This is a genomic window from Bacteroides sp. AR29, from assembly GCF_900217715.1.
In the GTDB taxonomy this organism is placed as follows: Bacteria; Bacteroidota; Bacteroidia; order Bacteroidales; family Bacteroidaceae; genus Bacteroides; species Bacteroides uniformis.
The window spans coordinates 19,820-45,425 of sequence record NZ_OBMS01000006.1; the positions used below are offsets into that span (position 1 = coordinate 19,820).

Sequence of the window (25,606 nt, forward strand, 5' to 3'; positions counted from 1 at the left end):
CCTTTCGACATCAATCCAGCTTCAAGACTGCCAGGAACGCTTTCTGAGGTACCTCCACATTACCAATCTGTTTCATACGCTTCTTACCTCTCTTCTGTTTCTCAAGCAATTTTCGTTTACGGCTCACGTCACCTCCATAACATTTGGCCGTTACGTCCTTACGCACAGCCTTAATCGTTTCCCGGGAAATAATCTTGGCACCGATAGCAGCCTGAATGGCGATATCGAACTGCTGTCTCGGAATCAGGTCTTTCAACTTCTCGCACATCCGGCGTCCCAATTCGTAGGCATTGTCAAAGTGTGTCAAGGTAGAAAGAGCATCCACCGGCTCACCGTTCAGCAAAATATCCAGCTTCACCAGTTTGGAAGGACGAAAACCGTTGGAATGATAGTCAAAAGAGGCATATCCCTTAGAGATACTCTTCAATTTATCATAGAAATCGATAACTATTTCGCCAAGAGGCATGTCATAGTATATTTCTACACGGTTACCTGAAATATATTCCTGCTTCACCAGCTCGCCACGCTTGCCCAGACAAAGAGTCATGATAGGGCCGATGTAATCAGTGGTGGTAATCACCGAGGCACGGATATAGGGCTCCTCAATACGGTCTATCATAGTAGGGTCGGGCATGCTGCCGGGGTTATGCACTTCGGTCATATTTCCCTGCTTGTCATAGATATTGTAGGAAACGTTGGGCACGGTGGTGATAACGTTCATGTCAAATTCGCGGTCAAGGCGTTCCTGCACAATCTCCATATGGAGCAGCCCAAGGAAACCGCAACGGAAACCAAAGCCCAAAGCCAATGAGGACTCAGGCTGGAAAGTCAGCGAAGCATCATTCAACTGCAGCTTCTCCAAAGAAGAACGCAAGTCCTCGAAATCTTCTGCCTCGATGGGGTACACACCGGCAAAAACCATCGGCTTTACCTCCTCAAAACCGGCGATAGCCTCTTCGCAAGGACGGGCAATATGCGTAATCGTATCACCCACTTTCACTTCCTTCGAGGTTTTGATACCCGAGATGATATAGCCCACATCCCCCGTACGCAACTCCGGACGTGGCATCATTTCCATTTTGAGCACTCCGATTTCATCCGCATCATATTCCTTGCCTGTATTGAAGAATTTCACTTTATCCCCTTTACGAATCACACCGTTCACTATCTTGAAATATGCAATGATACCACGAAAAGAATTGAAGACAGAATCGAAAATCAACGCCTGCAACGGAGCTTCCTCGTCACCCTCTGGATGAGGGATACGCTCAATGACCGCAGCCAGAATCTCTTCCACTCCCATGCCTGTTTTGCCGGAAGCACGGATAATTTCATCACGCTTGCAACCCAACAGTTCAACGATTTCGTCCTCCACTTCCTCGGGCATGGCGCTTGCCATGTCACATTTGTTGATGACGGGGATAATCTCCAAATCATGCTCAATCGCCATATAGAGGTTTGAAATGGTCTGCGCCTGCACTCCTTGCGAAGCATCTACAATAAGCAAGGCTCCTTCACAAGCGGCGATGGAACGTGACACCTCGTACGAGAAGTCCACGTGTCCCGGAGTGTCTATCAAGTTCAGAATATACTTTTCACCTTTATAGGTATACTCCATTTGTATGGCATGGCTCTTGATGGTGATACCTCTTTCCTTCTCAAGGTCCATGTCATCCAGCATCTGTCCGTTAGTAACTTGTATAGTATTGGTAAATTCCAGCAGACGGTCTGCCAAAGTTGATTTACCGTGGTCGATATGGGCAATAATGCAAAAATTTCGTATATTCTTCATTGTCAATAACTATCTATTAATTGGGTGCGCAAAGATAGTGAAAACAGAGCAAATAAAAAAAATGCGTTGATAACATATTCATGTACCAACGCATCTTTTTATAACATTCCAATCAATTCCTCGCTTAGTTCAGCTTTACAAACAATTCGCCTTCCACTTCAGAAGTAGAAACCTTGTCTTCTCTTAACAACCAGCCCAATCCCAGGAAGAAGTCCTTGTCAATCAGTTTAGTTGCTTTCTTGATTTGCTTGTGAGTCAAGCCATCTGTGCCATTCAGTGCAGTCCAAATCTGTCCTGCAACATTACCAGCTTTTTCTTTTAACATTTCTATTTGCTTTTAGTTAAACGTTATCCTCATCTCCAAAGATAGAGATGTCGGTGTTTTTATATCGCTGCAAAGATAGGTATATTTATGTTATACAACACGTTATTAGGCACTTTTTTTCTTACTAAGGGGTAAAAAAGTTCTTTTTTCTTACTTTGAGGACGTTTTTTCCAGGTATTCGGTCCAAATTTGGGCAGCTACCTCTACCATCTTGGCACACGGGCGTTTAGCATAATACTGCTCGGTACGGGCTTCCGGAACGGACGAACCTTCCGGTTTTCTCAACCCCAACAATTCAGCACATATCAAAGAGCCATTTCGTTTCTTGAATTCAGCAGCCAGCTCCTGCACCAACGCATAGTTTGCCGCCTTACCTTCACGGTCCTTGCCTTCCACAGCTCCTTTTTCCAATCCGGCCAATAGGAACATGCCGCATGCAGCACCGCATGTCTGCCTCATACGACCTATGCCACCACCAAAAGAGGCGGACATCCGGAAAGCCTGCTCTTCTGTAAAGCCATACATATCTGCAAAAGCTCCCACTACCGACTGCGAGCAGTTATAGCCACTCTTGAAAAGCTCCACAGCTTTTTCTATTCTGTCTTTTGTTTCCATCATCATTATTCTGTAATTTCCAACAACATCGGACAATGGTCCGAATGAACAACGTCACCCAATATTCTCGCCTCCTTCAACATCGGGCGCACCGGTTCACTCACCATGCAATAATCAATGCGCCACCCTTTGTTCTTGGCACGTGAATTAAAGCGATAGCTCCACCACGTATATTCCTGCTTGTCGGGATGAAGCCAACGGAAGGAATCTATGAATCCCGCATTGAGAAAGCGCGTCATCCACTCCCGCTCTTCAGGCAGGAAGCCACTGTTAGTGGCATTCCTGATAGGGTCGTGAATGTCTATTGCCTCATGGCAGATATTATAATCGCCGCAAAGAATGAGTTTAGGACGCGTACGTTCCAGCTCCAATACATATTCCTGGAATTTCTCCAACCAGACCATCTTGAAGGCCTGGCGTTCATCACCGCTGGTACCGGAAGGATGATAAACACTCACAACGGACACATCGCCGAAGTCGGCACGGATAAAGCGCCCTTCGTTATCGTATTCTTCAATACCCATACCATATTCCACATGGTCCGGTTCTTGCTTGCTCAAAATAGCGACTCCGCTATACCCCTTCTTCTGTGCAGAATACAGGTAATGCTTATACCCCAAAGCATCCAGCGCCTCTGCCGGATACTGTTCCGGTTGCAGCTTTGTTTCCTGCAAACAAAGCACATCCGGCTGCTCTTGTGCCAGCCACTCGGGAAAACCTTTTGTCACGGCAGCCCGTAGCCCATTTACGTTATATGTAATAATCTTCATACTACTTATTTGATTTCTTAAAAATGAATTATTCAAGATGTCAACTCGGATACCAGCAGCATGATATTCAGCACAGTGACCACCGCAGCAATGGCATAAAGTACAAATGTACTCCATTTGCTGTTTACATACTGCCCCATCACTTTGCGCGAAGAAGTCAGTCCTACTTGCAGGAAAACCGTAAACGGCAGCTGGATGCTCAGTATCATCTGTGAAATCAGCAGTCCTTTGAACGGGTCTCCGATAAAGAAAATCAGCAGCAGTGCAATACCCAATGACAGAATCACACCCACCTGCGAGTGACTGTCTTTGATATGATAGGATTCTCCGAAAATACCGGCAAAGATAGAACCTGCCGCCATACCGCTGGTTATCGTGGAAGATATACCCGCCATCAGTAATGCCAATGCAAAAACCACGGCAGCACTGTTTCCCAGCAACGGCTCCAGCAAGGATTTGGCCTGCTGCAACTCTTCCACCTGAATACCGCTTTTAAAGAAAGTTGCCGCAGCCAGCAGTATCATGGCACTGTTGATGGCCCATCCCACAATCATAGAGAACAGCGTGTCGAACAATTCATATTTCAACACCTTACGGATGGATGCATCATCTTTCTTATTATATTCATGGCTCTGTATCACTTCCGAGTGCAGAAACAGATTATGCGGCATCACCACCGCACCGAGCACACTCATGATAATCAGCATGCTCCCATGCGGGAACGAAGGTGTCACCCACCCTTGTGCGGCCAGCGGCCAATCTATCTTCACCAGAAACAGCTCATAGATAAAGGAGAGCCCGATGACCGAAACAAAAGCAATGATGGAACGTTCTATCTTCTTGTAGGAATTAGTGAAAAGCATGACGACTACAAATACGGTAGTCAAGATAGAGCCCCATATGATGGGAATGTCAAACAGCATCTGCAAAGCGATGGCACCTCCCAATATCTCTGCCAGCGAAGTCGAGATGGAAGCCAGCACTGCTGTACCCAATATGGGACGCGACACCCAGGAAGGAGTATATTTGGTAGCGGCTTCGGACAAGCACAAGCCGGTTACAATGCCAAGATGCGCCACATTATGCTGCAATACAATCAGCATGATAGTGGATAAAGTCACGACCCACAGCAATGAATAGCCAAATTCAGACCCTGCCGCAAAATTAGATGCCCAGTTCCCCGGGTCAATAAAGCCCACAGTCACCAGCAGTCCGGGACCTATATATTTAAAAACGTCCAGACCGCCCAGATAGCGTTTGTGGTCTCTCCGTTTCAAGTCTTTAAAAATATTCTTCATTGTGTCTGTTCAATTAAGAGCGTAAAAATACTCAAATAATAACAAATACCTCCATGTTAGGTTCAAAAAAAGCCCCTGGCATCTTTCAATGTCAAGGGCTCTCATCCATTCTTTCAGGCAGTAGGCTCAATACCCCATCTCGTGCAATGCCTTGCACAATTGGTCGGGGCAGGAAGTGGAACGTCTTCCGCAGCGAATTCCTTCCAAACGGGCAATCACCGCATCTACCGGCATGCCTTTCACCAAACGTGAAAGTCCTTGCAGGTTTCCATTACATCCACCCCAAAATGCCACTTCTTTCACAATACCATCTTCCACATTCAGTTCGATGTTACTGCTACACGTACCTTGCGTCTTGTATGTATATGTCATTATTCTCCGCCTTCTTCCGGTTTCATGTTAGTATAAACCGTCTGTACATCATCAAACTCTTCGAGACGCTCTATCATCTTGTCGATGGTTTCACGTTGCTCGGGAGTCACATCCTTCATATCGTTCGGGATATAGGTAAACTCACCGCCGACATCTTCAAAACCGCACTCTTCCAAATGTTTCTGGATAGCTGCATAGCTTTTCGGATCACCATAAATAGTGATAGTACCTTCTTCTTCATCCTCTTCGTAGTCTTCCTCTACGTCATAGTCTATCAAGTCAAGAATGAGTTCTTCCATATCGATACCGTCTTTCTTCTTGAAAGTGAACACGCACTTGTGGTCAAACAAGAAAGCCAGTGAACCCATTGTTCCCAAGTTACCGCCGAACTTGTTGAACACGGAACGCACATCGGCTACTGTACGGGTAGTATTATCAGTCAGCGTATCCACAAAAACAGCTACACCGTGAGGACCGTATCCTTCATAAGTCATACCCTTATAGTCGCTCTGGTCCTTACCCATCGCATTTTTGATAGCACGTTCAATATTATCCTTCGGCATGTTTTCACGCTTACAAGTAGCGATAACCGAACGCAGTGTCGGGTTGTTTTCCGGCTCCGGACCACCGGCCTTCACCGCAATAGCAATTTGTTTACCCAGTCTTGTAAAGGTCTTTGCCATGTGACCCCATCTTTTCAATTTGGCAGCTTTTCTATATTCAAACGCTCTTCCCATTGGAACTGTATTTTAAATTATGAATTATAAATTCTGAATAATGAATCAACGCAGCTTGGCATTCAACTTGTCCTCCAGGTTCTTCACTAGTTTGGACATAATCTTGTCAATCTGCTTATCGTTCAACGTGGCATTCTCATCCTGCAGCAGGAAGCTCACCGCGTAACTCTTCTTACCGACTTCCAGATTCTTACCCTCGTAAACGTCGAAGAGAGAAACCTCCTTCAGCAGCTTTTTCTCCGTCTCGTAGGCAATCTTCTCGATTTCCGCAAACTGCACTTTCTTGTCGAGCAGTAACGCCAAGTCGCGTTTCACGGCAGGGAACTTGGAGATTTCCGTATAGCTCACCTTCACATTGCGGATAGCCTTCAGCAATTCTTTCCAGTTGAAATCGGCATAGTAAACCTCGTTGTCAATATCGAATGCCTTCAGCAGCTTCTTTGTTACAATACCGAAAGTAGCCAACCGCTTTCCACCCCTTGTCTGTACGGATAAACCGGCAGCATAGATGTCATCAGTCAGATTGCCGACAACCAGATCATGCATATGCAGCCCCAATCTGGCAAAAACATTCTCAACGTATGCCTTCAGCTCATATACCGAGCTGTTCTCATCCGGATGAGCCCATGAGTTGGTCACCCTCTTGCCAGTCACCCACAAACCAAGATGATAGTCTTCGGAATAAGCGGCAAGCACTTTCTCCGGATTCTTCTTTTCCTCGTTGAAGTGATAACAATTACCGAATTCAAAGAATTTCAGGTCTGCATTCTTACGGTTGGCGTTGTGCGAGATGCTTTCCAATCCACCGAAAAGCAGTGTCTGACGCATGGCATTCAAGTCTGCACTCAACGGATTCAGCAACATTACCAGATTCTTTGACGGATAAGACTCCAGGTTGTCATAGTAAGCGGCACGGGTCAACGAGTTGTTCAGAATCTCATTAAAACCACAGCCCACCAGCTGCTCGGCAACCAGGTTCTGCAGTTTGTTGGATTTATCATATTCACCCTTGGTAGTCAGACAAGACTTCAAGGTAGTCGGAATCTCCACATTATTATATCCGTAGATACGCAGGATATCCTCTATTACATCGCAATCGCGCTGCACGTCCACACGGTAAGGAGGAACATCCAGTGTAAGCCCTTCGGCTGTCTCGTCTACAATCTTCATTTCCAGACTTGTCACGATGCTCTTGATGGTATCCACCGGAATAACTTTGCCAATCAGTGAGTTCACTTTCTCATAGGCAAGTTCCACACGGAAATCCTTGGCAGGAGCGGCGCACACATCTTTTATTTCAGAAGAAATGGTACCTCCGGCAAGTTCCTTTACCATCAAAGCAGCCAGCTTCAGGCAGTAAATAGTGGCATTCGGGTCAATACCTCTTTCAAAACGGAAAGAAGCATCTGTGTTCAATCCATGACGACGGGCTGTCTTGCGCACCCATGTGGGATGGAAGTAGGCACTTTCAAGGAACACATCCTTGGTGGTTTCCGTAGAACCGGAATCCAGACCGCCGAACACACCGGCAATACACATCGCCTCTTCCTTGTTGCAAATCATCAGGTCGCGTTCGTTCAATTTACGCTCCACGCCATCAAGAGTTACAAACGGAGTACCTTCCGGCATGGTCTTTACAATCACCTCACCGCCTTTAATCTTATCTGCATCGAAGCAGTGCAGCGGCTGGCCGAAAGCATGGACTATATAGTTGGTAATATCCACCACATTATTGATAGGACGCAGACCGATAATACGCAACTTGTTCTGCAACCATTCGGGGCTTTCTTTCACTGTAACCCCTTTCACCGTAACGCCGGCATATCGGGGACATGCCTCGCTGTTCTCTACAGTTACTTTAATATCCAAATCGTGATTTTCTACCGCAAAAGCGTCTACCGAAGGTTTCTTTAAAGTAGCCGGCTTACCGTTCTGTATCAAGTAGGCATACAAGTCACGTGCCACCCCATAATGTGAGCAAGCATCGGCACGGTTGGGAGTGATGTCCACTTCCAGCACGTAATCGCTCTTGATGTTATAGTAGTCCTTGGCAAGCGTACCCGGAACAGCTGTCTCCGGCAGTACGATGATGCCCGCGTGGTCTGTACCGATACCGATTTCATCCTCAGCACAAATCATGCCGACAGATTCCACGCCACGAAGTTTTGATTTCTTGATGGTAAAGCATTCGTCACCGTCATACAGTTTTGTACCCAACGTGGCTACTACCACTTTCTGTCCGGCAGCTACATTCGGAGCGCCGCATACAATCTGCACGGGTTCACCTTGTCCCAGGTTCACCGTAGTGATGTGCATATGGTCTGAGTTAGGATGAGCTTCGCATGTCAGCACTTCGCCGATGACCAGTCCTTCCAGTCCGCCTTTAATGGTTTGCACCTCTTCCACACTTCCCGTTTCCAGTCCGATGGAGGTCAGTGCCGCAGCAACTTCATCCGGTGTCAAATCGAAATCGACATACTCTTTCAACCAATTATAAGAGATATTCATATCATTATATTTTTATTGTTTCCAAAAGTGACTTGCAAAGGTAATAAGATTTTTTGGTTGGCAGGGAATTATAAATGAAGAAAATAACAAAAAGGCGATGAAGTGCTTTTCCTTCACCGCCTTTCTCCTAATATTCTATATAAATCTACAATTTATACATTCATTGCATTGGCGCCTAAAGCTCCCAATATGGCGGAAGCAACAGCTATCACTACCTTCAAAATCTTGTCCCAAACGTTCTTTTTCATAGTTTTAATCTTTCAAAATTAGTAAATACATCTTATCCTAACGGGTTCTCTCCCTGGTCACCGTCGGAACCGCCACCGGAATTACCACCATCACCGGCATCATCCTTACCGTCAGTCACCACTCCCGTCCATTTCTCAAACTCCACACCCTGGAGCAGGGCACGCGTAGTGCCGATGGCAGCCGGGCGCGTATATTCCGGAGTAAACTGGCAGCGTAGAGCAGTCACCTGATTGGGATTCACGTCTTCAAATTTGACCACTCCTTTACCTCGCGTACGGGCCTTCATGGTGAATGTGCCTAAGCCATCCAGACGCACCGTACGGCTGTTCAGCAACTGGCTCCTCATTACCGTCATCAGGTTACGGATTACATTATGTACGTCACCCGGAGTCAGGGAAGACTTCTCGGCAATCACCTCAGCCAGCTGTTGTGCATCCACGGCTCTTCCCACTTTCTTCAAACTCAGATGCCAAAGTTTGGCACCCTCTTTTGTCGCCAGAGACGACTGTCTTGCATAATAAAATAAAGGCATAGTTTCTTTCTCCTTTTTACATTTTTAATTCAACATGGTTTTTAATCTCGTTTTGTTGATCAACAATGCAAAGGTGAGGATATATTTGCCTGTAAACAAAGAAAACAGCCTCGCTGAAGCTGTTTTCTGAGATAAGTTCATAAAGTATTGATTTACAAGCTGACAGATTAGGCAAGCCAACTTAATCAAGATATCCTACGATGATGATTGCCTGTACTGCCATATAGGTCGAAGATACTATGACATGGGGAATCTTCAGCTCATTCGCCATAATCTGATAAGATGTTTGCGATGCGGTAGTCCGATATTCTCATGAAGCATCAGGCGGTGAATATTTGGCACGCTTGCAGAAATTGAAGAAGCAGAAGACTAGAACGGAACAGACAACGGTATAGATGAAATCCGCATTGACAAACGTATTGGCAACCGACAGCGTTGTCAAGGTCGTAGTTAAAAAAGCAGTATTTTCATCTATTATTTTACTATGGCCTCTTTTATACACTCCACGATATAATATACATCTTCATCAGTCACCCACGGCCCGGCAGGAAGGCACATACCGATTTTAAAAATAGCTTCGGATACCCCATTGATATAAGCCGGAGCATCCTTATAGACCGGCTGCTTGTGCATCGGTTTCCAAACCGGACGTGCCTCTATTTTTTTGCCAAGCATAAAAGCACGCAAAGCCTCCACATTCTCGTTGGGCTGGCAATCTGTTGTAGCACAATCTACGGCATGAATCACACCTGCAGCACCACCTACGGCAGTCCTGACAACATCCTTATAAGCATTTTCCTGCCCTTTGATGCGAAGTGAAGAATCCAGAGTGATTGTACAAAGCCAGAAATTAGAGTCATAATCAGCCGAAGGAGCTTCATGCAGCAATACCCCCTCCACATCCTTAAGCAGTTCCTTATAGAGAGCCTGCACATGTCGGTGATGTGCAATATGCTTATCGGCAACGGTCATTTGACCACGACCAATACCTGCACATATATTACTCATGCGATAGTTATACCCTATCGCCTCATGCTGGTAATAAGGATAAGCCTCACGAGCCTGCGTGGCATACCACATGATTTGATTCTTGCTTTCGGCATCTTTACAAATCAACGCACCACCGCCACTGGTAGTAATCATCTTGTTACCGTTAAAGCTCAGCACCCCGAACTTGCCGAACGTCCCCAGTACCTGTCCCTTAAAACGGGAGCCAAAACCTTCGGCAGCATCTTCCACCACTGGAATAGCATACCTATCGGCTATCTCCATGATACGTGTACAGTCATAGGGCATGCCGTACAATGCCACAGGAACAATAGCTTTTGGCTTTTTTCCAGTCTTGGCAATGCGGTCCTTGATGGCTTCTTCCAACAGTTCCGGAGACATGTTCCAAGTTTCTTTCTCAGAATCCACAAATACCGGAACAGCCCCCAGATAAGTGACCGGATGCGAAGACGCACAGAATGTGAAGCTTTGTACAATCACTTCGTCACCCTGTCCCACTCCGCAAGCCAACAGAGCCAAATGTACTGCCGCCGTACCGGCCGAAAGTGCCACCACTTCCTTGCCTTCGCCTACAAAACGTTTCAAATCCTCTTCAAAAGCATTCACATTAGGACCAAGAGGAACCACCCAGTTCGTATCGAAGGCTTCTTTTACATATTTCTGTTCAATACCCTCCTCGCTCATATGGGCAAGGCAGAGATAAATAGTTTTATCCATAAATATATATGTGATTATTTAATGATCAGACTCCGGATTCCTCACATAGTGGGGAATAAAAAGAAAGGAAACGGCTTTATAAATCTTTTCCTGATATCGGGATAATTTACTCATAAATGTTTCCATGACCGGGATACAGACTGCAATCTTTTGTTAATTCCATGATACGTTCTTTCGAGATCCGTGCATCTTCCCTATCGCTATTAGGGAATGAGGCAATGACTTTAACACCCGGGATATATGAATCACCCGAGAAAACATTGTTCTCGACTTTATAGGTAAGGCAGCTTTTATCATGTCCGGGAGTTTCAAACACTTCCACGAAAATTCCCGGAAATATTTCCACTTTATCATTCTCATGTAAAACCGTCACATTATCTCCCATCCATATTACAGGATCATTGTGATAACGGGAAAAATTAAGTTTATCCGAACCTAAAGCCTCCTTACCGAAAGAGGAAGTGTAAACTGTGCAATCAGGATACAATCGTAATAAATCTTTTATACCATAAATATGGTCGTAATGAGTATGAGTCAGAAACAAGGCTTGTACCGTTCCGCACTTTTCCTGAACACACAGCTTTATAGGAGCAATATCCCCAATATCTATCAATACATGCCCATCTTTCCCCTCAACAGACAGTATATAAGCATTGGAGGTGAAAACAGAATTGACAATCTGATGGATGTTCATTTCAGTTATGACCGTTGAAAGCCTCAGTGGTAGCATTACCTTCCTTATTGATCCCTTCCCTAACGAACACTTTCTTTATGGTTAGCATAATAATCTTCACGTCCAACCAGAAAGAAATATGATCCACGTACCACACATCCAGTTCAAACTTACGTTTCCAACTGATATCATTCCGCCCGTTTACCTGTGCCCACCCCGTAATTCCCGGACGGACTTCATGACGACGGAACTGTTCCTCCGAATATAAAGGAAGATACTTCGGCAATAAAGGACGGGGACCAACTAATGCCATATCCCCCTTTAATACATTTATTAGTTGTGGTAATTCATCTATGGAAAAAGAACGGACTATTTTCCCAATCTTTGTCAAACGTTCAGCATCTGGCAACAAATTTCCCTCTGAATCCCGCTCATCTGTCATTGTCTTAAACTTTATGGCTTTGAATATTCGAGCATTTTTTCCGGAGCGATCCTGGGTGAAAAAGACACCGGCACCCTTATTGGTGAAATGGAGGAAAATTATCAGAAGAAGTAATATGGGCCAGATAACCAACAGAGCTATAAAAACAATTACAAAGTCTAACCCAGGCTTTAATCCTCTTTTATACATAAGCCTACAATTTCATTGATCAAAAGAGTTCTCTTTCTTTATACGATACCCCGCATCTATTATTTGTGTATTATCACTAATTACAATTCCTTTTTTTATAATTCGTGCAGGGTTTCCAGCTATTAAACAATGATCGGGAAAACTTTTAGTTACGACAGAACCGGCTCCTACAAAAACATGATTTCCCAATGATACTCCTGGTAATATTATTGCACGTCCTCCAATAACACAATGATGCCCAATATATGTATCACACCACATGTTTTTCCCTCTAGAATAATCATGAGCTATAATCAAAGCTTCCAAAGCCACCCTACTATTATCGCCAATATGCACACCTTTAGGATTAGCTCTATCAATTGTAGCTCTCCAAGATATCTGGCAATTAGTTCCTAAGTCAATTCTCCGTACTTTCCGCAAATAAAAACTATAAGTCAAACTAACTAATCTACTTATTCTTTGTCTATAAGATAATTTGTCCTTTCCCATTTTAGAATCTGCATTTTAGGTATCACCATAGGTTTCGTCTTCATCCACATTGTCCCCCAGCTTAATCCAAGCCCAAAAGAGGACATCAACAAGGTAGTCTCTTCCTGCATCAGCCGTTCACGCAAGCGGCTCACCATTAATGAAGGAATAGAAGCTCCACCCAAGTTTCCAAACTCCTCCAGGTTATAAGGAACCTTCTCTTTGGGCAACTTCAACTTCTTCACAATACGATCCACAATCATCTTGTTCGCCTGGTGAATCAAGAAATAGTCTATATCCGTTTCACGATTAATTTTATAATCATCCAAAAAGGCCTCGACGGATTTAGGAGGACGGGATATCGCGAAAGAAAAGACATTCATTCCATTTATCAATGTATGAATGGGAGCACGCACAATGCCATTGCCAAAATCTTCATATTCAAAGGAAGCAGGTGTAGCCGGATGGCGGAAACCACCATGAGGGGTCATCAAAGCTTCATATCCCTTGCCATAAGTATGAAAATCAACCACAATATCACTGGCAGTCTCATCATATTCCAAAGCTATGGCTGTACCGCAGTCACCGAATAAAGGTACACGGCTTTTGTCTTTCATGGACCCCATCCGCAAAGCCGTATCACCTACAAGCAACAAGGCACGTTTTACATTACCTGCCGTCAACAGATTACCGGCAACCGTTATAGCATACATGCACCCGCAACACCCCATCGGAATATCCATACAGAAACAATTTTCCGACAAGCCAAGCCTGTCTTGCAATATGCAGGAAGTAGGAGGAGTACGATAATCACCCGTAACAGACTCAAACAGCAATACATCAATGCTGTCCTTCTCCCAACCCAGCTCTTCAAGCAGTTTCTCAGCGGCAGCCTGGCACATATCCGAGGCACACATTGTGTCCGGAGCGATATGCCTTTCTTTTATACCGACTGTATTGTCAAATACATCAGCTTCCTCTTGGGAAAGAAGTCCCAGTTCGGAAGTTTTTACCACATTCTCCGGAACAGCCATTGCCACTCCCTTCATGCCGACATTCTTAATTTCCCATCTTGCCATTACCTTGACCCTTAAAGTTCGACTTCGTATTTTTTCAAGATTTCACGTCCCTTTCCATAGGAAGTAAACTCCATGATATCCTCCGGGTCAAACATTACGTCAAAGGACTCTTCCAGCAATGCGATTATATTCAGTTGGTGAACAGAATCCCAGGATTCCACACTGTCTTTTGAAAAACTATCGTTCAACACTGCACTGTCCACACCAAACACTTCTACAAAAGCGTCATTATACTTTTCAATATTTGTCATCGTTCCTGTCTTTTTTATGAATTCAACTTACTATACAATATTTTTCCCGCCTCATTCTTGGGTATGTCAGCTATCACTTTTACCTCAAAAGCCGAGGCTACCAGCTTGGTCTTTTCAACCAGTACTTCCTTTACAGCCACTGCATATTTCTCATCGGTCAGATAGACGGTCATCTTATCGTCCGTACCCACACAAGCGCATTCTATCGGATATTTCCCTTTGATTATCTGTTCACACTCATCCAGACCGATACGCATGCCAAACAGCTTCAGGAAACGTCCCATACGCCCTACAATGTAATAACAGCCGTCCTCATCCCTGTAAGCCAAGTCACCGGTACGCATAAAGCCATTACGCTCATCACCCAGCAGCAAATCTTCCCGACTACGGGCATATCCCATCGTCACATTCTTGCCACGGTAGCACATTTCACCTTCCGTGTGAGAACCTTCTATCACATTTCCGTCACTATCTATCAGGGACAGTTCCGCATTGGGAACTGCCCGACCTATGCTCCCGCATTTGGATATTGCATATTCAGCAGGAAGATAGGCCATGCGGGCAGTACCTTCAGACTGGCCGTAAGTAGCTATCCAGCGTTTGCCGGTGTCACGGCAATATTCAGCAAACTTCAGATTCAGCTGGCGAGGTATCTTACCGCCACCCTGAGTAAGCAAGGTCAAATCAGGCAAATCCATACGGAAGAAACGCATCAGATTCAAAATCTCAAAGCTGTAAGGCACTCCTGTAAAACTGGTGGCCCGCTGCTCCTTCATGAAACTCCAGAAAGCTTTATCGGTCATACTTTGATTGGTTATCAACACAGTAGCCCCAACATAAAGATGACTGAATACCACTGACAGCCCCATAGTATAATATAATGGAAGGACAAGCAAAGGACGGTCATTGGAAGTCAAGCCAAAGAAAGTAGAGATATTTAAGGCCGCTGCTTCTATATTACTATATTTATGCCGTACCAACTTAGGACTACCCGTTGAACCGGAAGTAGGTAGAAGATGAGATAGATCCGGATGCATTGCACAATCCTCCATTCCTGTACGCAAGAGGGTATAGCCATAATATTCACACACCACTTCATAATGCAGGTCAACCGCCATCAACGAGGGCACACAAACATAAGAAGGGCGATAAATGTCAAGCAAATTATAAAGAAGTTCCTTTTCAATATGTGCATTCAATATTAAAGGAACATTGCCGGAATTGATACAACCTACACTCCAGGCTATACCTCCGACATTATTTTCTGTCAATAAGAATAATAAGGAACGACTGGGAAGAATGGTAGATATATTCTCGGAAAAATCCAACAACTCACCATACTTCAAGGTATTCCCCAAAGCATCAACTGCAGCAAACGCATCCTGCGCCTGCTTATTTAAATTCAATATCATTCGGTTATTTTATTCTAAATGGAAGCACAGCCATCAACTCCCAATATCTGGCCTGAAATATAAGAAGAACGGTCTGAAACAAGAAAAGCACAAGCATTAGCAACATCTTCAGGAGTTCCCAAGCGTCCTAAAGCAATCTTTTGAATACGAGTATCGATTTTTTCGCCACTTTCTTCATAAAGTTCTGAAAAACGTTCCGTTTTAACAATACCCGGTGCAACTGCATTCACACGAATCCCCTGAGATGCCAGCTCTTTGGCTGCAGATCTAGTAAAAGCCATAATTGCCCCTTTAGTTGCAGAGTAAGCAGATTGTCCCGGTGAGCCTAGTACTGCCGTTACCGATGCAATGTTTACAATAGATCCACTATGATTGCGAGCCATCAAACGAGAAACCAGCTGAATCATTTCAATTACAGCTATTACATTCACACGGAACATCAGTTCTGTTTCCGGACGCAATATCATACCGATTTTCTTATTAAATACCACACCCGCATTGTTAACCAGTGCATCAATACGACCTTCTAGTTTGAATACGGACATAAAGGCTGATTTTACAGCAGTAGCATCCGTCACATCAAAATACAAAGGAAGCACACGGGTATGATTATCTTCTGAACAAGCCTTCGCCCATTCATCCATAACTCCTTCAGCACGGTCGCAAGCATAAACTATTGCACCATCTGAAGCAAAACGTTCAGCTATAGATTTACCGATGCCTTGTGCGGCACCGGTAACAATACATATCTTATTATATAAAAGCCTTTCCATACAAATTATTTCAGACTACGACCTCCATCAATTACCAAGTTAGTACCTGTAACCCATGCAGAAGCATCGGAAAGTAAATAAATTATAGCATGAGCCACTTCTTCCGGCTTGCCATAACGCTTCATCGGATATTGTTCTATGTCTTTAGTCACATCTTCCTCTGATAGCAAACGATTAGAAATCAAAGGAGTATTGATTCTTCCCGGCTGTACAGCATTACATCGAATCCCCTTCCCTGCCAACTCCAAGGCAGCATATTTCATATAAGTGCTCAAGGCACTCTTTGAAGTTCCATAAATACCATTTGCAGGCGCCACATTATTATAACCAGAAATTGATGCAGTAAAGACTACTGAAGATGAATTTCTCAGTTTCTTTTTCTTCACCAACAATTTCAGTAGCAGCATAGGAACAAAACAATTCATCTGAAATACTTCGTTTAGTACATCCAAAGAGTAGAATTGCAATGGTAACATTTTTCCTATTCCCGCATTGCAAACAAAGCCATCCAATACTGGTAATTGAGCCACCAATTTCTCACAGGATTCTTCTATTCTTAAATCAGCAACCAGCATTAAATGCTCTTTATTTGAATCAGATAGCAACTCTTTAGTTTCTTGCAAAGCACTCTCATTCCTACCTGTCAGAACTAAAGTTGCTCCCAGCTTCGAACATTCAATGGCAGTAGCTCGTCCGATACCGGATGAAGCACCTGTAACTAGTACAGTCTTCCCTTCTAAAGAAAAAGGATTATACATTACAAACGGGAAGATACCAAATTATACAAATCACCAATAGTTGCCTGCTGTTTCATATCATCACCAGTAACAGTGACATCATATTCCTCATCAATCATTGTAATAATCAATAGAGCAACCAGCGATGTGTAACCATCTAACTCGCGAAATTTAGTTGTAGAACTAAGTTGTTCTACATCTACATCATCAAATTGCTCAGCAAATTTTTCAATAAAGTCTACTAATTCCATCTTATTTATTATTTATATTAATCTTTTAGCAGGATTTCCCATAACAGTAGTACCAGCTTTAACTCTGCGTATAACAAAACTACAAGCGCCAACATGAGCATTATCTTCTACAACAACTCCATGATTTAACACGGAAGAAGTATAAATATCTACCTCATTTCCAACAACCGTACCACCTACACAAGTGACATGTGTATCAATACGATTCCAATCACCCAAACGAACATCATGCCCCACTACTGTATAAGATTGTATCATATTATAATCACCTATCACAGCATCAGCACCAATGCTTGTATAAGCACCGATAATATTTCCTTCACCCAATTTTACATTAGAACCAATTCTAGCAGTATGATGGATTAAGGAAATAAAACGTCCTCCTCTATTAATAATTTCACCCATACATTTTTTACGGGCATTTCCACCTATAGAGCAGACAAAAACATCATCGTTCTGTGGTATATAAGTACTAATCTTATCTATTACCGGAGGATAATTTGGAAAGTCATTCAATGCGGACAAATTATCATCAATAAAACCTTTAATGACAAATTCTGTTGCAAAACCTAAACTTTCACGTGCCATATCATATAAAGTACGACCCATACCACCGGCGGCAATAATTATAAGATTCTTCATGACATTTTTTTCTTTTTTTCGACTGCTTTTTGGAAAACATCTACCAATTTATCGGAAATCACAGAAGGTGAAAATCTATTATAACAATCTTGAGCAATTTCCTGACTATCATATTCACCCAATGTATCATACATTTTTTTCATAGCATCAGCTAATGCTGGTACATTTTCAACAGGAACTAATAACCCATTTTTTTCATTAATACACTCCTTAACTCCGCCACAGAGAGTTGCAATAACAGGTAAACCTACAGCTAATCCTTCTAATATTGATACTGAAAAATTTTCGCTACGTGAAGGTAATATGAAAACAGAACTATCACTTAATATTTGGACAATCTCACCCTTTGTTTTCTTTCCTACCAAATGAATATTATGCGAGAGTTTTAAATTATCTATCTGCTTTTGCAAATTTTGTCTTTCTACTCCATCACCTATTATAACTAAATGTATATCTTTATTTCTTCTATTAATAAGAGAAAATGCCTCTATTAATAAATCAAAACCTTTGCCGTAAACTAAACTCCCTGTAGATACGAAAGAAAAGCTATTTGTTTTTTCGACTTTCCTTACAGAATCGAAAAATATATTATTGACTAAATTATGGATAACATAACTATCTCTTTTAAAATGATATAATATCCTTTTTCGCAAAGTTTGAGAGACCGTTATTATTTCGTCAGCATTTGCATAAGCATTAGTTGCCATCCATTTTGTAATCGAATCTAGCCGGTCAGAATTAAATCTACCGGCATGTTCTATACCAACTAACGGCAAATTGTACTTTTTTTGAAGATAAACTCCTATGTCAGTATTAAAAAAGAATTGTCCATATACTACATCTGGTCGTCCATACAAGAACTCAACTTTCTTATATAGTTTATCCACTTGGCATTTTTTTATGAAAACATTAAATTTTCGACTTATAGTCCTCGTCAAAACACCTGGAAACCAAAAACTATTATAATAATTTACGCCATTTTTGCTATAATGTGTTATTCCTACTTTTCTGAATTTCCATAAAAAACGGCTATCAACACTAAGAACAACAACTTGGTGACCATTATTACATAATGCTTCAGCTTGATCTTGTTCAAAGCATCCCCATTGAGGGTCTTCTTCAGTAGGATATCCACGAGCAATCATCAATATATACATAATCTTAAAATCTTTTGATTATAGATTGATATTGTTTCCATAAACCACAATTGTGCAATTGCTGAAAATCATGATCAGCATTATCATTACCTTCTATCAATAAAAAGTGACCTCCACTCTGTATTACAATATCCCAACCTATATATCGAACACTTGGAATATGTCTTGCTGCACGCTCAACAAAAGTTTTGCACTCTTCCCAATATGGAATTTGAGCACCTATTATTTGCTTTCCTGTAATCGGATGTACTATATAAGTGTTATTATGTGCATCATAACCAATTGTATCTATGATGCCTGTTTCTATATTTATATTTGCACCAATTCCACTAAAATGAAAATTATCAACATTATTTTTTTTGTTCCCCATTCGTAAACGAGCATTCATAATATGAACTTTATCATTTATCGTATCATAAACCGTTACTATACGTATCGTATTGATTGACCAAGGATGAAAGTTTGCCAGTTCACTAATTTGGGTTATTTGTTCTTCTGCTATATAGTGAGAATTTATATCTGAAATCAGTTCATTATACAAGTCTTTTGCATTCAAATTCTCCGTCTCTATTTTACGAGTACCTATACCCCTATATCCATTAATTTCTTTAATAAAAATTACAGGATATTTATGACAAAATGAGATAAACAGCATCTCATCAACATTATTTACATCAATCCAATCACGCCCTAAAAACTCTTTAAATAATTCATTAAATTTATTTTTTTCTCGACATAAACATCTATCTGAAACTTTATTGCATTTATTTTGTATAACATGATAACGCCTATAAGTTATATACTCCTTTCTTCCCTTATATCTAAGTTTATAAAAACCATAAGCAAAATAATCACTAATAGAAGCCCCATGAATTATGAAAGCAAAAACATAATCTACAGCATAAAAGATTTTATCTAGAAAAGAAACTTTCGTTCCAACATAACAAGTTCTCATTTCACGAAATCGTGTACAAAAACGTTTCAGATTCATATATAAACAATTAAACGATTTTCTTTAATACATCTAAAAAGCCATGACCATACTTTAAGTCTGGCTCCACATAATTACCCTCTGCCCATTCATTCCATGACATTAAGAAAGTAATTTTATGTTCATCTTCTTTATCTGACAATAAATCCACTACAGATTTCAATTGCTCACTAAATACTTCCGGAGTACTACCCGTATAAACTCTTGCTCTTGCTCCACTTCTTGCAGTTCTATCCCAATTAGGCAACAAAGTAGGAAATACATTTTCCCATCTATCTTCCTTGACATAAAGATATTTATTTATATTCTTCTGCTCACACCTTGAAACAGGAGTGTACTTAAATAAGCGCATACAGATACTACGCCACAAAACTTCTTTCAAAGAACGGCAATAGTAATCGGCCCGATGATAACCTCGCGAATTAACAGCATCATATCCTGCATTTAACACAGCTTTATAATATAAAGCCGATTTATCTGCTATATTTTTCAAAATAATATTTTTTAAAGTCCAGTCCTGTGGAAGCATATTATAGGCAATTCCTACAAAATAAATACCCTTAAGGCCATTTTCTTGTGCCATTGCCTGCCATAGTTCAATAAATTCACGAGGATTGGGTATCTCCAATGGTCTAAAAACAAGAAACAAGGGTTTACCATCTACTTGAATATACCTTTTATCCTTAAAAGCTGGCAATACTTCATAAAAATGCTTTATATACTCTTCCTTATTATAAATCATCTCCATCAAAGTAGCCTCTTTGACCTTTTTAGTTCCCACTTCCCAAGATTTGTTAGTCCAGCTATGGTTTGCCCAACCAAGACAAAACGGAAAATCAGGTTTTCCACTGAGAAGTACCTCCTGAAAAGGTCTTTCTAACAACTTTTTCCCATTACCAAACCAATAATGCCAATAGCAAAAACCTTCTATACCAGCTGCACGTGCCATCTCAGCTTGAGCTTCTCTAACTTCAGGCATACGCAAATCATAATACCCTAAATCTGCAGGAACACGGGGCTGATAATGTCCTTTAAACAAGGGCTTAGCTTTTCCGACATTAGTCCATTCTGTAAAGCCTTTTCCCCACCATTTGTCATTTTCTGGAATAGGGTGAAATTGTGGAAGATAAAAGGCTATAACACGAGTTTTTTTTGTCATACTACTTATTCTTACCTATTACTAATCGTTTAAAAGTAAAGTATTTAAATACAAATATCCAAAATATGGTATAAATAATAGAAAGATTGCCACTTATCTCTGAATACGGAAATAAAGTAAAACCGATTACCACTATATTATAAGCCAAGGATAATATTAATATTGTTCCAAAATCATATTCATTAGTGATGATCTTTTTATAAAAATAATATGCTGCCAAAGAAATAATTATAAATGCTAAAATAGGACCAAAATCAATAACAAACTCTCCAACAAAAAATGTAAACTGAGAATCATCTACCTTCAAATTCGGATATAACAAGCGACGTGTTTTGTAATCACCAGCCGTATCTAATCCTAACAAGACTCTAATTAGAGGAAAAACCCTATCACCATACCTACATCCTCCCACATCTAATACAAAATTATCAAACTTTATAAAATTAGATGAAGCATAATACAATACGATATCCATAATAGTAAAATCTGCAGCATCATTAAAACGCCCCAATGTTAATGCAGCTCCTCCTACAAATATGAGAATGACAAAAGCTGCCACTGTAAAAAGATATTTTCTCCGCATTTCTTGGCTCATCAAAGGAGAAAACACAAAATAAACAAATGGAACTTGCATAATAATAAAAACCAACGGACCTCGAGCTCCCCATGCCAAACTAGTAAATACCGAAATGATAATTGCTATAAATACACCAATAGTCAACAATTTCTTCTTCTGAATCCAATTGTACATAAACAATATCCACAGAATACTATTAAAAATATTTTTCAGTATCCCAAAAATATTTACTTTCCCATCATTGTATCCAACATTATCTGATTTTGTTTCATAATTTTCTGCTAAAGTCATTGGATCAAAAAGATTCGACAGAGAAAAGTTTGAAAGTATCGTTTGGAAAAAGAAACATAAATAGACAATTATCACTACTACAGAAATCATACTCATCACCATATCATCCGGCATTTTTATATTGCTCATTTTTTTATTGGAGAATTTCAACAAAGGATAAAAAGAAATCATCAAAACAATATATAAATATACCAAAGGAAAAATCGTGATAGTTTCAAAGGTCCAAACACTATCTATATTATACAACCAAACACTACCAACAGAAAGTAAAGAATAAAAAAGTAAAATAAAACTTCCCATCTGAAATGTTCTCATACGTATCTGATACATCACAAATGCTGTTATATAGAAAAGTGAATTTATAATTAAAATGACAGTGCTTGCATCCATAACACATAATCAGAATCTAAGCTTTCTACACAAAAAACTCTTCTCTATTGGAGTTAGTACAACCAAATAGCCACTTATCCCAATACACGACAAAGAAACCAAACATACTACAACAAATTGTACAAATCCACCAGAAATGACAGATTGAATATAAAAAGCAGGTAGTGCTGAAAAAAAAGTTACCAACATAGTTGGAAAAACAAATTTCTTCCAATACTCTTTAAAAGAAAATGTCACAACTTTAGCAAAAACAAATAAACGTATGATATGCGCTATCATAAGCATAACAACAGCAACCAGCAAGCTAACCTCTGGCGGACACCCAAATTTTAAGAATACGTATGACAAAGGTAAAGTAAGTAATACAAAACTATCCACAATACCATGATATAATTTCACTTTCTTTGCCGCTTGCATAATGATAGTTATGGGATTCCCTATTGCCAAGACAAGGCAATAAACTAAAATCAACTTAGTAAAAGAAATCATATATTCTCCTACATCGCCCAACCACAATTTCAAAATAAATTCAACCTCCAATATCAATGGTAATATAACGGCGTACAACAATAAAAAAGAAAAACGGCTACTCAAATAAAATAATTGCATCATATCAACATAATTCCCCTCTGCATAGCTCTTTATTAAAGGAGGGCGAATAGCCATGAAAAAATTTCCTGAAAATTGTTGAATAACCGTACTGACTTGCTGGGCAACCGAATAGGCAGCATTAACAACAGGTCCCCAAAAAACATTCAACAGCAAATTAGTACCTTGCGTATTAGCAACTCCTGCCATTGTTCCAAACAAACTCCATGAAGAATATGAGAAAATAGATTTGAAAAGTGCTTTGTCCCAAAATAGTGAAATTCGGGATTCTTCATATTTTTTAAAGCAGAACAAAACATAAATAGCCGAAACAATACAGGTCACCGCGAACGTCAATACAGCATATAACTTCAATTTATCTATTGCAAAAACTACTAATAAATAAACAATCAATAATTTAAGAAAAGCCTCTACAATACTAACATATGCGTAAATCTTCATATTTTCACGAGCAATAATCACTGCATTATAAGGATTTGTCAATATCTTAACTATAAACGATAGTAATGCAAACTGATAAACCCAATTAGCCGCTTCCAAACGATTGACTGGTATAGTCATTACATTATTCAAAAACCATAATCCTAAAGTTTCAGCGATAAATAATATCGCCAAAACAATAATTATATAGACTATAAAAATCATGCTAAAAGTATGTCTCAATTGACAAAAGTCTTTTCGCCCTAACTCATAAGCGAAAAAACGTTGAGAAGCAGAAGCTATTGTCTGAGATAAAAAAGATAGTGCCAATACAATACCACCAACAGCCATATATATACCATAATCCGTTACATTAAGTGTTCTAATAACAACTCTAACAGTATATAGAGATACGATTATTATTAGAAACATTCTAACATATAAAAATAAGGTATTTTGAGCTATTCGCTGTTTATCCGATGCCATGCTTAAAATATTATTTCTGCCAACTTAGGATGTGACTTATCTTTTTCACTTAAAAGGATTTCGTCAATAGAAATTTGCCAGTCTATTCCTAGATCTGGATCATCCCATGCAATAGCGCCTTCACTCTGAGGAGCATAAAAATTATCACATTTATACTGGAAAATGACTTCTTTACTTAAAACTGAGAAACCATGAGCGAAACCTCTTGGAATAAAAAATTGTCGATGATTATCTTCTGTTAACTCTACAGCTACATGCTGACCAAAGGTTGGAGATCCCTTTCTTATATCAACAGCTACATCTAATACCGATCCTTTCACTACACGGACTAATTTACTTTGAGCAAAAGGAGGCTTTTGAAAATGTAAACCACGAATTACTCCATAACTAGATTTACTTTCATTATCCTGTATAAATGTGGTTTTACATACTTTTTCTTGAAATTCCTTTTGATTAAAAGATTCAAAAAAATAACCACGTTCATCTTCAAATAGACGAGGTTCAATAATTATAACTCCTTCAATATTTGTTTCTATTATATTCATTGTAAAACATTACTATACATACTTTTCACCTCTGAAAGTATCAATAAACCTCCTTCCCAAGAGTATCCAACTAACACATACTATACCGACCAGAAATACAACACCCAAAAGTATCATAACTTTATTAGGTTTTGACGCCTTTACAGGAATTGTCGCAGGCTCAACCACCGTATAAACAGGAGTAATTTCCTGCACCTTTGCCTCCGCCATTTGCAACTGCTGCGCAACGCTTGTATATACTTGATAAGCAAGATTCATTTCATTCTCCAATCGCACTTGTTCGGCACGGTAACTCTGGAGGATGATATTCTTGTTGGCATCGGCAAACTTGGCATAGTTTTCTTGAGCTTGTTCGTACTCCTTCTTCTTACGCTCAAAAAGCTTTTCTTGGAAATGAAAATCCTTACGGGCTTTATTAGTCCGATAATCAATAATGTAAGACTGCAACCTGTTCACAACAGTATCTGTCAGACATGCTGAAATACGGGGATCCTGCATCGTGACGGAAATTGTAGTAACCCCGGTCTTTTTATCTACCGAAACACCTATATGATCACTCAGTGCTTTCACAATATCAGTCTGCTCTTTTGTCAGCTGAAAAGGATCTAATTTATCCACCTCTTCTTCTGATTCCTTAAACAGAGAAATAGTCCAACTTAAAGCCTTGAAAGGGGCAGATATGATATACGACCACCATGGCATACGCTGGTATTCGTCCATATAGTCATAAAGTGTGGTGTTTATCTCCCCATCCATATCACGGACTGGGACATCAAACAACCCTGTCACAAAAGGAGTGGAACTCACAATATCCGGATATAAATCAGGATAAATCGCATCAGATCCCGAAGATGTATTCAGATTGATGCCAGCCAAACTTGCCAATGAGGAAAGCCCTCCGCCTTTATTATCAGAAGCTTCCGGAGCAATCATTACACTTGTCGTATATTCCTTGGGAATACTGAAAGCAATCACCAGCCCCACAATCACCGCATAGCCGCAACACTTCAATATCCACCTGCGCTCCGCCCAGACCTTCAAGGCAAGCTCAAGCAAATCAATCTCCTCTTCCTGTGTATGTTTATTCTGTTGTTCGTCACTCATACCGGTATCTTTTCTTTTTATATCTTCCACTTGTTTC

The 25,606-nt window shown here is 40.7% G+C and carries 28 protein-coding genes and 1 pseudogene; all 29 read right to left on the reverse strand.

The window, feature by feature from the left end; all coding sequences use genetic code 11:
- Positions 1–10: 10 nt before the first annotated feature.
- Positions 11–1,792 carry a translation elongation factor 4 gene (gene lepA / locus CSD97_RS05205; RefSeq protein WP_098032041.1) on the reverse strand — a complete coding sequence of 594 codons (1,782 nt, stop codon included), beginning with the start codon at positions 1,790–1,792 and terminating at the stop codon, positions 11–13.
- A gap of 124 nt (positions 1,793–1,916) precedes the next feature.
- Entirely contained in the window at positions 1,917–2,117 is a 201-nt protein-coding gene (locus CSD97_RS05210) for a winged helix-turn-helix domain-containing protein (RefSeq protein WP_005828272.1), read from the reverse strand.
- A 150-nt stretch (positions 2,118–2,267) separates the two neighbouring features.
- Positions 2,268–2,738 carry a C-GCAxxG-C-C family protein gene (locus CSD97_RS05215; protein WP_035457924.1) on the reverse strand — a complete coding sequence of 157 codons (471 nt, stop codon included), beginning with the start codon at positions 2,736–2,738 and terminating at the stop codon, positions 2,268–2,270.
- Entirely contained in the window at positions 2,738–3,502 is a 765-nt protein-coding gene (locus CSD97_RS05220) for an exodeoxyribonuclease III (protein ID WP_005828268.1), read from the reverse strand. The genes CSD97_RS05215 and CSD97_RS05220 overlap by 1 nt, the downstream gene beginning before the upstream one ends.
- 32 nt (positions 3,503–3,534) lie before the next feature.
- Positions 3,535–4,800 (reverse strand): Nramp family divalent metal transporter, encoded by a 1,266-nt coding sequence (locus tag CSD97_RS05225; protein WP_005836422.1) that lies wholly within the window; start codon positions 4,798–4,800, stop codon positions 3,535–3,537.
- Positions 4,801–4,926: 126 nt separating this feature from the next.
- Complete coding sequence (locus CSD97_RS05230; protein ID WP_005836420.1) at positions 4,927–5,172, reverse strand: TIGR03905 family TSCPD domain-containing protein; 246 nt, start codon at positions 5,170–5,172, stop codon at positions 4,927–4,929.
- Positions 5,172–5,909 carry a YebC/PmpR family DNA-binding transcriptional regulator gene (locus CSD97_RS05235; RefSeq protein WP_005828265.1) on the reverse strand — a complete coding sequence of 246 codons (738 nt, stop codon included), beginning with the start codon at positions 5,907–5,909 and terminating at the stop codon, positions 5,172–5,174. Before CSD97_RS05235 ends, CSD97_RS05230 begins: the two co-directional genes overlap by 1 nt.
- Before the next feature lie 45 nt (positions 5,910–5,954).
- Entirely contained in the window at positions 5,955–8,417 is a 2,463-nt protein-coding gene (pheT, locus tag CSD97_RS05240; RefSeq protein ID WP_098032042.1) for a phenylalanine--tRNA ligase subunit beta, read from the reverse strand.
- A gap of 152 nt (positions 8,418–8,569) precedes the next feature.
- On the reverse strand, positions 8,570–8,665 hold the full coding sequence (locus CSD97_RS18820; RefSeq protein WP_005828262.1) for a smalltalk protein: 96 nt from the start codon (positions 8,663–8,665) through the stop codon (positions 8,570–8,572).
- Positions 8,666–8,697: 32 nt separating this feature from the next.
- Positions 8,698–9,198: an HU family DNA-binding protein gene (locus CSD97_RS05245; RefSeq protein WP_098032043.1), complete on the reverse strand. Its 501-nt coding sequence runs from the start codon at positions 9,196–9,198 to the stop codon at positions 8,698–8,700.
- 187 nt (positions 9,199–9,385) lie between these two features.
- Positions 9,386–9,613: pseudogene (locus tag CSD97_RS05250) on the reverse strand (hypothetical protein); the annotation flags it as partial.
- Positions 9,614–9,672: 59 nt separating this feature from the next.
- Positions 9,673–10,923: an aminotransferase class I/II-fold pyridoxal phosphate-dependent enzyme gene (locus CSD97_RS05255; protein ID WP_005836416.1), complete on the reverse strand. Its 1,251-nt coding sequence runs from the start codon at positions 10,921–10,923 to the stop codon at positions 9,673–9,675.
- A 106-nt stretch (positions 10,924–11,029) separates the two neighbouring features.
- A complete protein-coding gene (locus CSD97_RS05260) occupies positions 11,030–11,617 on the reverse strand; it encodes an MBL fold metallo-hydrolase (protein WP_098032044.1) in 588 nt (195 codons plus the stop codon).
- Between the two features lies 1 nt (position 11,618).
- Entirely contained in the window at positions 11,619–12,227 is a 609-nt protein-coding gene (locus CSD97_RS05265) for a sugar transferase (RefSeq protein WP_098032045.1), read from the reverse strand.
- A gap of 12 nt (positions 12,228–12,239) precedes the next feature.
- Positions 12,240–12,716, reverse strand: coding sequence for an acyltransferase (locus tag CSD97_RS05270; RefSeq protein ID WP_098032046.1), 477 nt, complete (start codon positions 12,714–12,716; stop codon positions 12,240–12,242).
- Entirely contained in the window at positions 12,680–13,774 is a 1,095-nt protein-coding gene (locus CSD97_RS05275) for a ketoacyl-ACP synthase III (RefSeq protein WP_098032047.1), read from the reverse strand. Before CSD97_RS05275 ends, CSD97_RS05270 begins: the two co-directional genes overlap by 37 nt.
- Positions 13,775–13,785: 11 nt before the next feature.
- On the reverse strand, positions 13,786–14,025 hold the full coding sequence (locus CSD97_RS05280) for an acyl carrier protein (RefSeq protein WP_009126887.1): 240 nt from the start codon (positions 14,023–14,025) through the stop codon (positions 13,786–13,788).
- Positions 14,026–14,039: 14 nt separating this feature from the next.
- Complete coding sequence (locus CSD97_RS05285) at positions 14,040–15,437, reverse strand: AMP-binding protein (protein ID WP_016273549.1); 1,398 nt, start codon at positions 15,435–15,437, stop codon at positions 14,040–14,042.
- Between the two features lie 14 nt (positions 15,438–15,451).
- Complete coding sequence (locus tag CSD97_RS05290; protein WP_016273548.1) at positions 15,452–16,210, reverse strand: SDR family oxidoreductase; 759 nt, start codon at positions 16,208–16,210, stop codon at positions 15,452–15,454.
- A 5-nt stretch (positions 16,211–16,215) separates the two neighbouring features.
- Complete coding sequence (locus tag CSD97_RS05295; RefSeq protein WP_035457922.1) at positions 16,216–16,968, reverse strand: SDR family oxidoreductase; 753 nt, start codon at positions 16,966–16,968, stop codon at positions 16,216–16,218.
- Positions 16,968–17,198: an acyl carrier protein gene (locus tag CSD97_RS05300; RefSeq protein ID WP_016273546.1), complete on the reverse strand. Its 231-nt coding sequence runs from the start codon at positions 17,196–17,198 to the stop codon at positions 16,968–16,970. Before CSD97_RS05300 ends, CSD97_RS05295 begins: the two co-directional genes overlap by 1 nt.
- A gap of 12 nt (positions 17,199–17,210) precedes the next feature.
- Entirely contained in the window at positions 17,211–17,840 is a 630-nt protein-coding gene (locus tag CSD97_RS05305; protein WP_016273545.1) for an acetyltransferase, read from the reverse strand.
- A complete protein-coding gene (locus CSD97_RS05310) occupies positions 17,837–18,997 on the reverse strand; it encodes a glycosyltransferase family 4 protein (protein WP_016273544.1) in 1,161 nt (386 codons plus the stop codon). The genes CSD97_RS05305 and CSD97_RS05310 overlap by 4 nt, the downstream gene beginning before the upstream one ends.
- Before the next feature lie 4 nt (positions 18,998–19,001).
- Positions 19,002–19,988 carry a sugar-transfer associated ATP-grasp domain-containing protein gene (locus tag CSD97_RS05315; protein ID WP_016273543.1) on the reverse strand — a complete coding sequence of 329 codons (987 nt, stop codon included), beginning with the start codon at positions 19,986–19,988 and terminating at the stop codon, positions 19,002–19,004.
- Between the two features lie 10 nt (positions 19,989–19,998).
- A complete protein-coding gene (locus tag CSD97_RS05320; protein ID WP_016273542.1) occupies positions 19,999–21,147 on the reverse strand; it encodes a glycoside hydrolase family 99-like domain-containing protein in 1,149 nt (382 codons plus the stop codon).
- A gap of 1 nt (position 21,148) precedes the next feature.
- Positions 21,149–22,315: an O-antigen polymerase gene (locus tag CSD97_RS05325; protein WP_192914857.1), complete on the reverse strand. Its 1,167-nt coding sequence runs from the start codon at positions 22,313–22,315 to the stop codon at positions 21,149–21,151.
- A gap of 99 nt (positions 22,316–22,414) precedes the next feature.
- Positions 22,415–23,920, reverse strand: a complete 1,506-nt coding sequence (locus CSD97_RS05330; protein ID WP_098032048.1) for a lipopolysaccharide biosynthesis protein — start codon at positions 23,918–23,920, stop codon at positions 22,415–22,417.
- A 2-nt stretch (positions 23,921–23,922) separates the two neighbouring features.
- On the reverse strand, positions 23,923–24,465 hold the full coding sequence (rfbC, locus tag CSD97_RS05335) for a dTDP-4-dehydrorhamnose 3,5-epimerase (protein WP_016273539.1): 543 nt from the start codon (positions 24,463–24,465) through the stop codon (positions 23,923–23,925).
- Between the two features lie 12 nt (positions 24,466–24,477).
- Entirely contained in the window at positions 24,478–25,569 is a 1,092-nt protein-coding gene (locus CSD97_RS05340; protein WP_016273538.1) for a Wzz/FepE/Etk N-terminal domain-containing protein, read from the reverse strand.
- Positions 25,570–25,606: the final 37 nt, after the last annotated feature.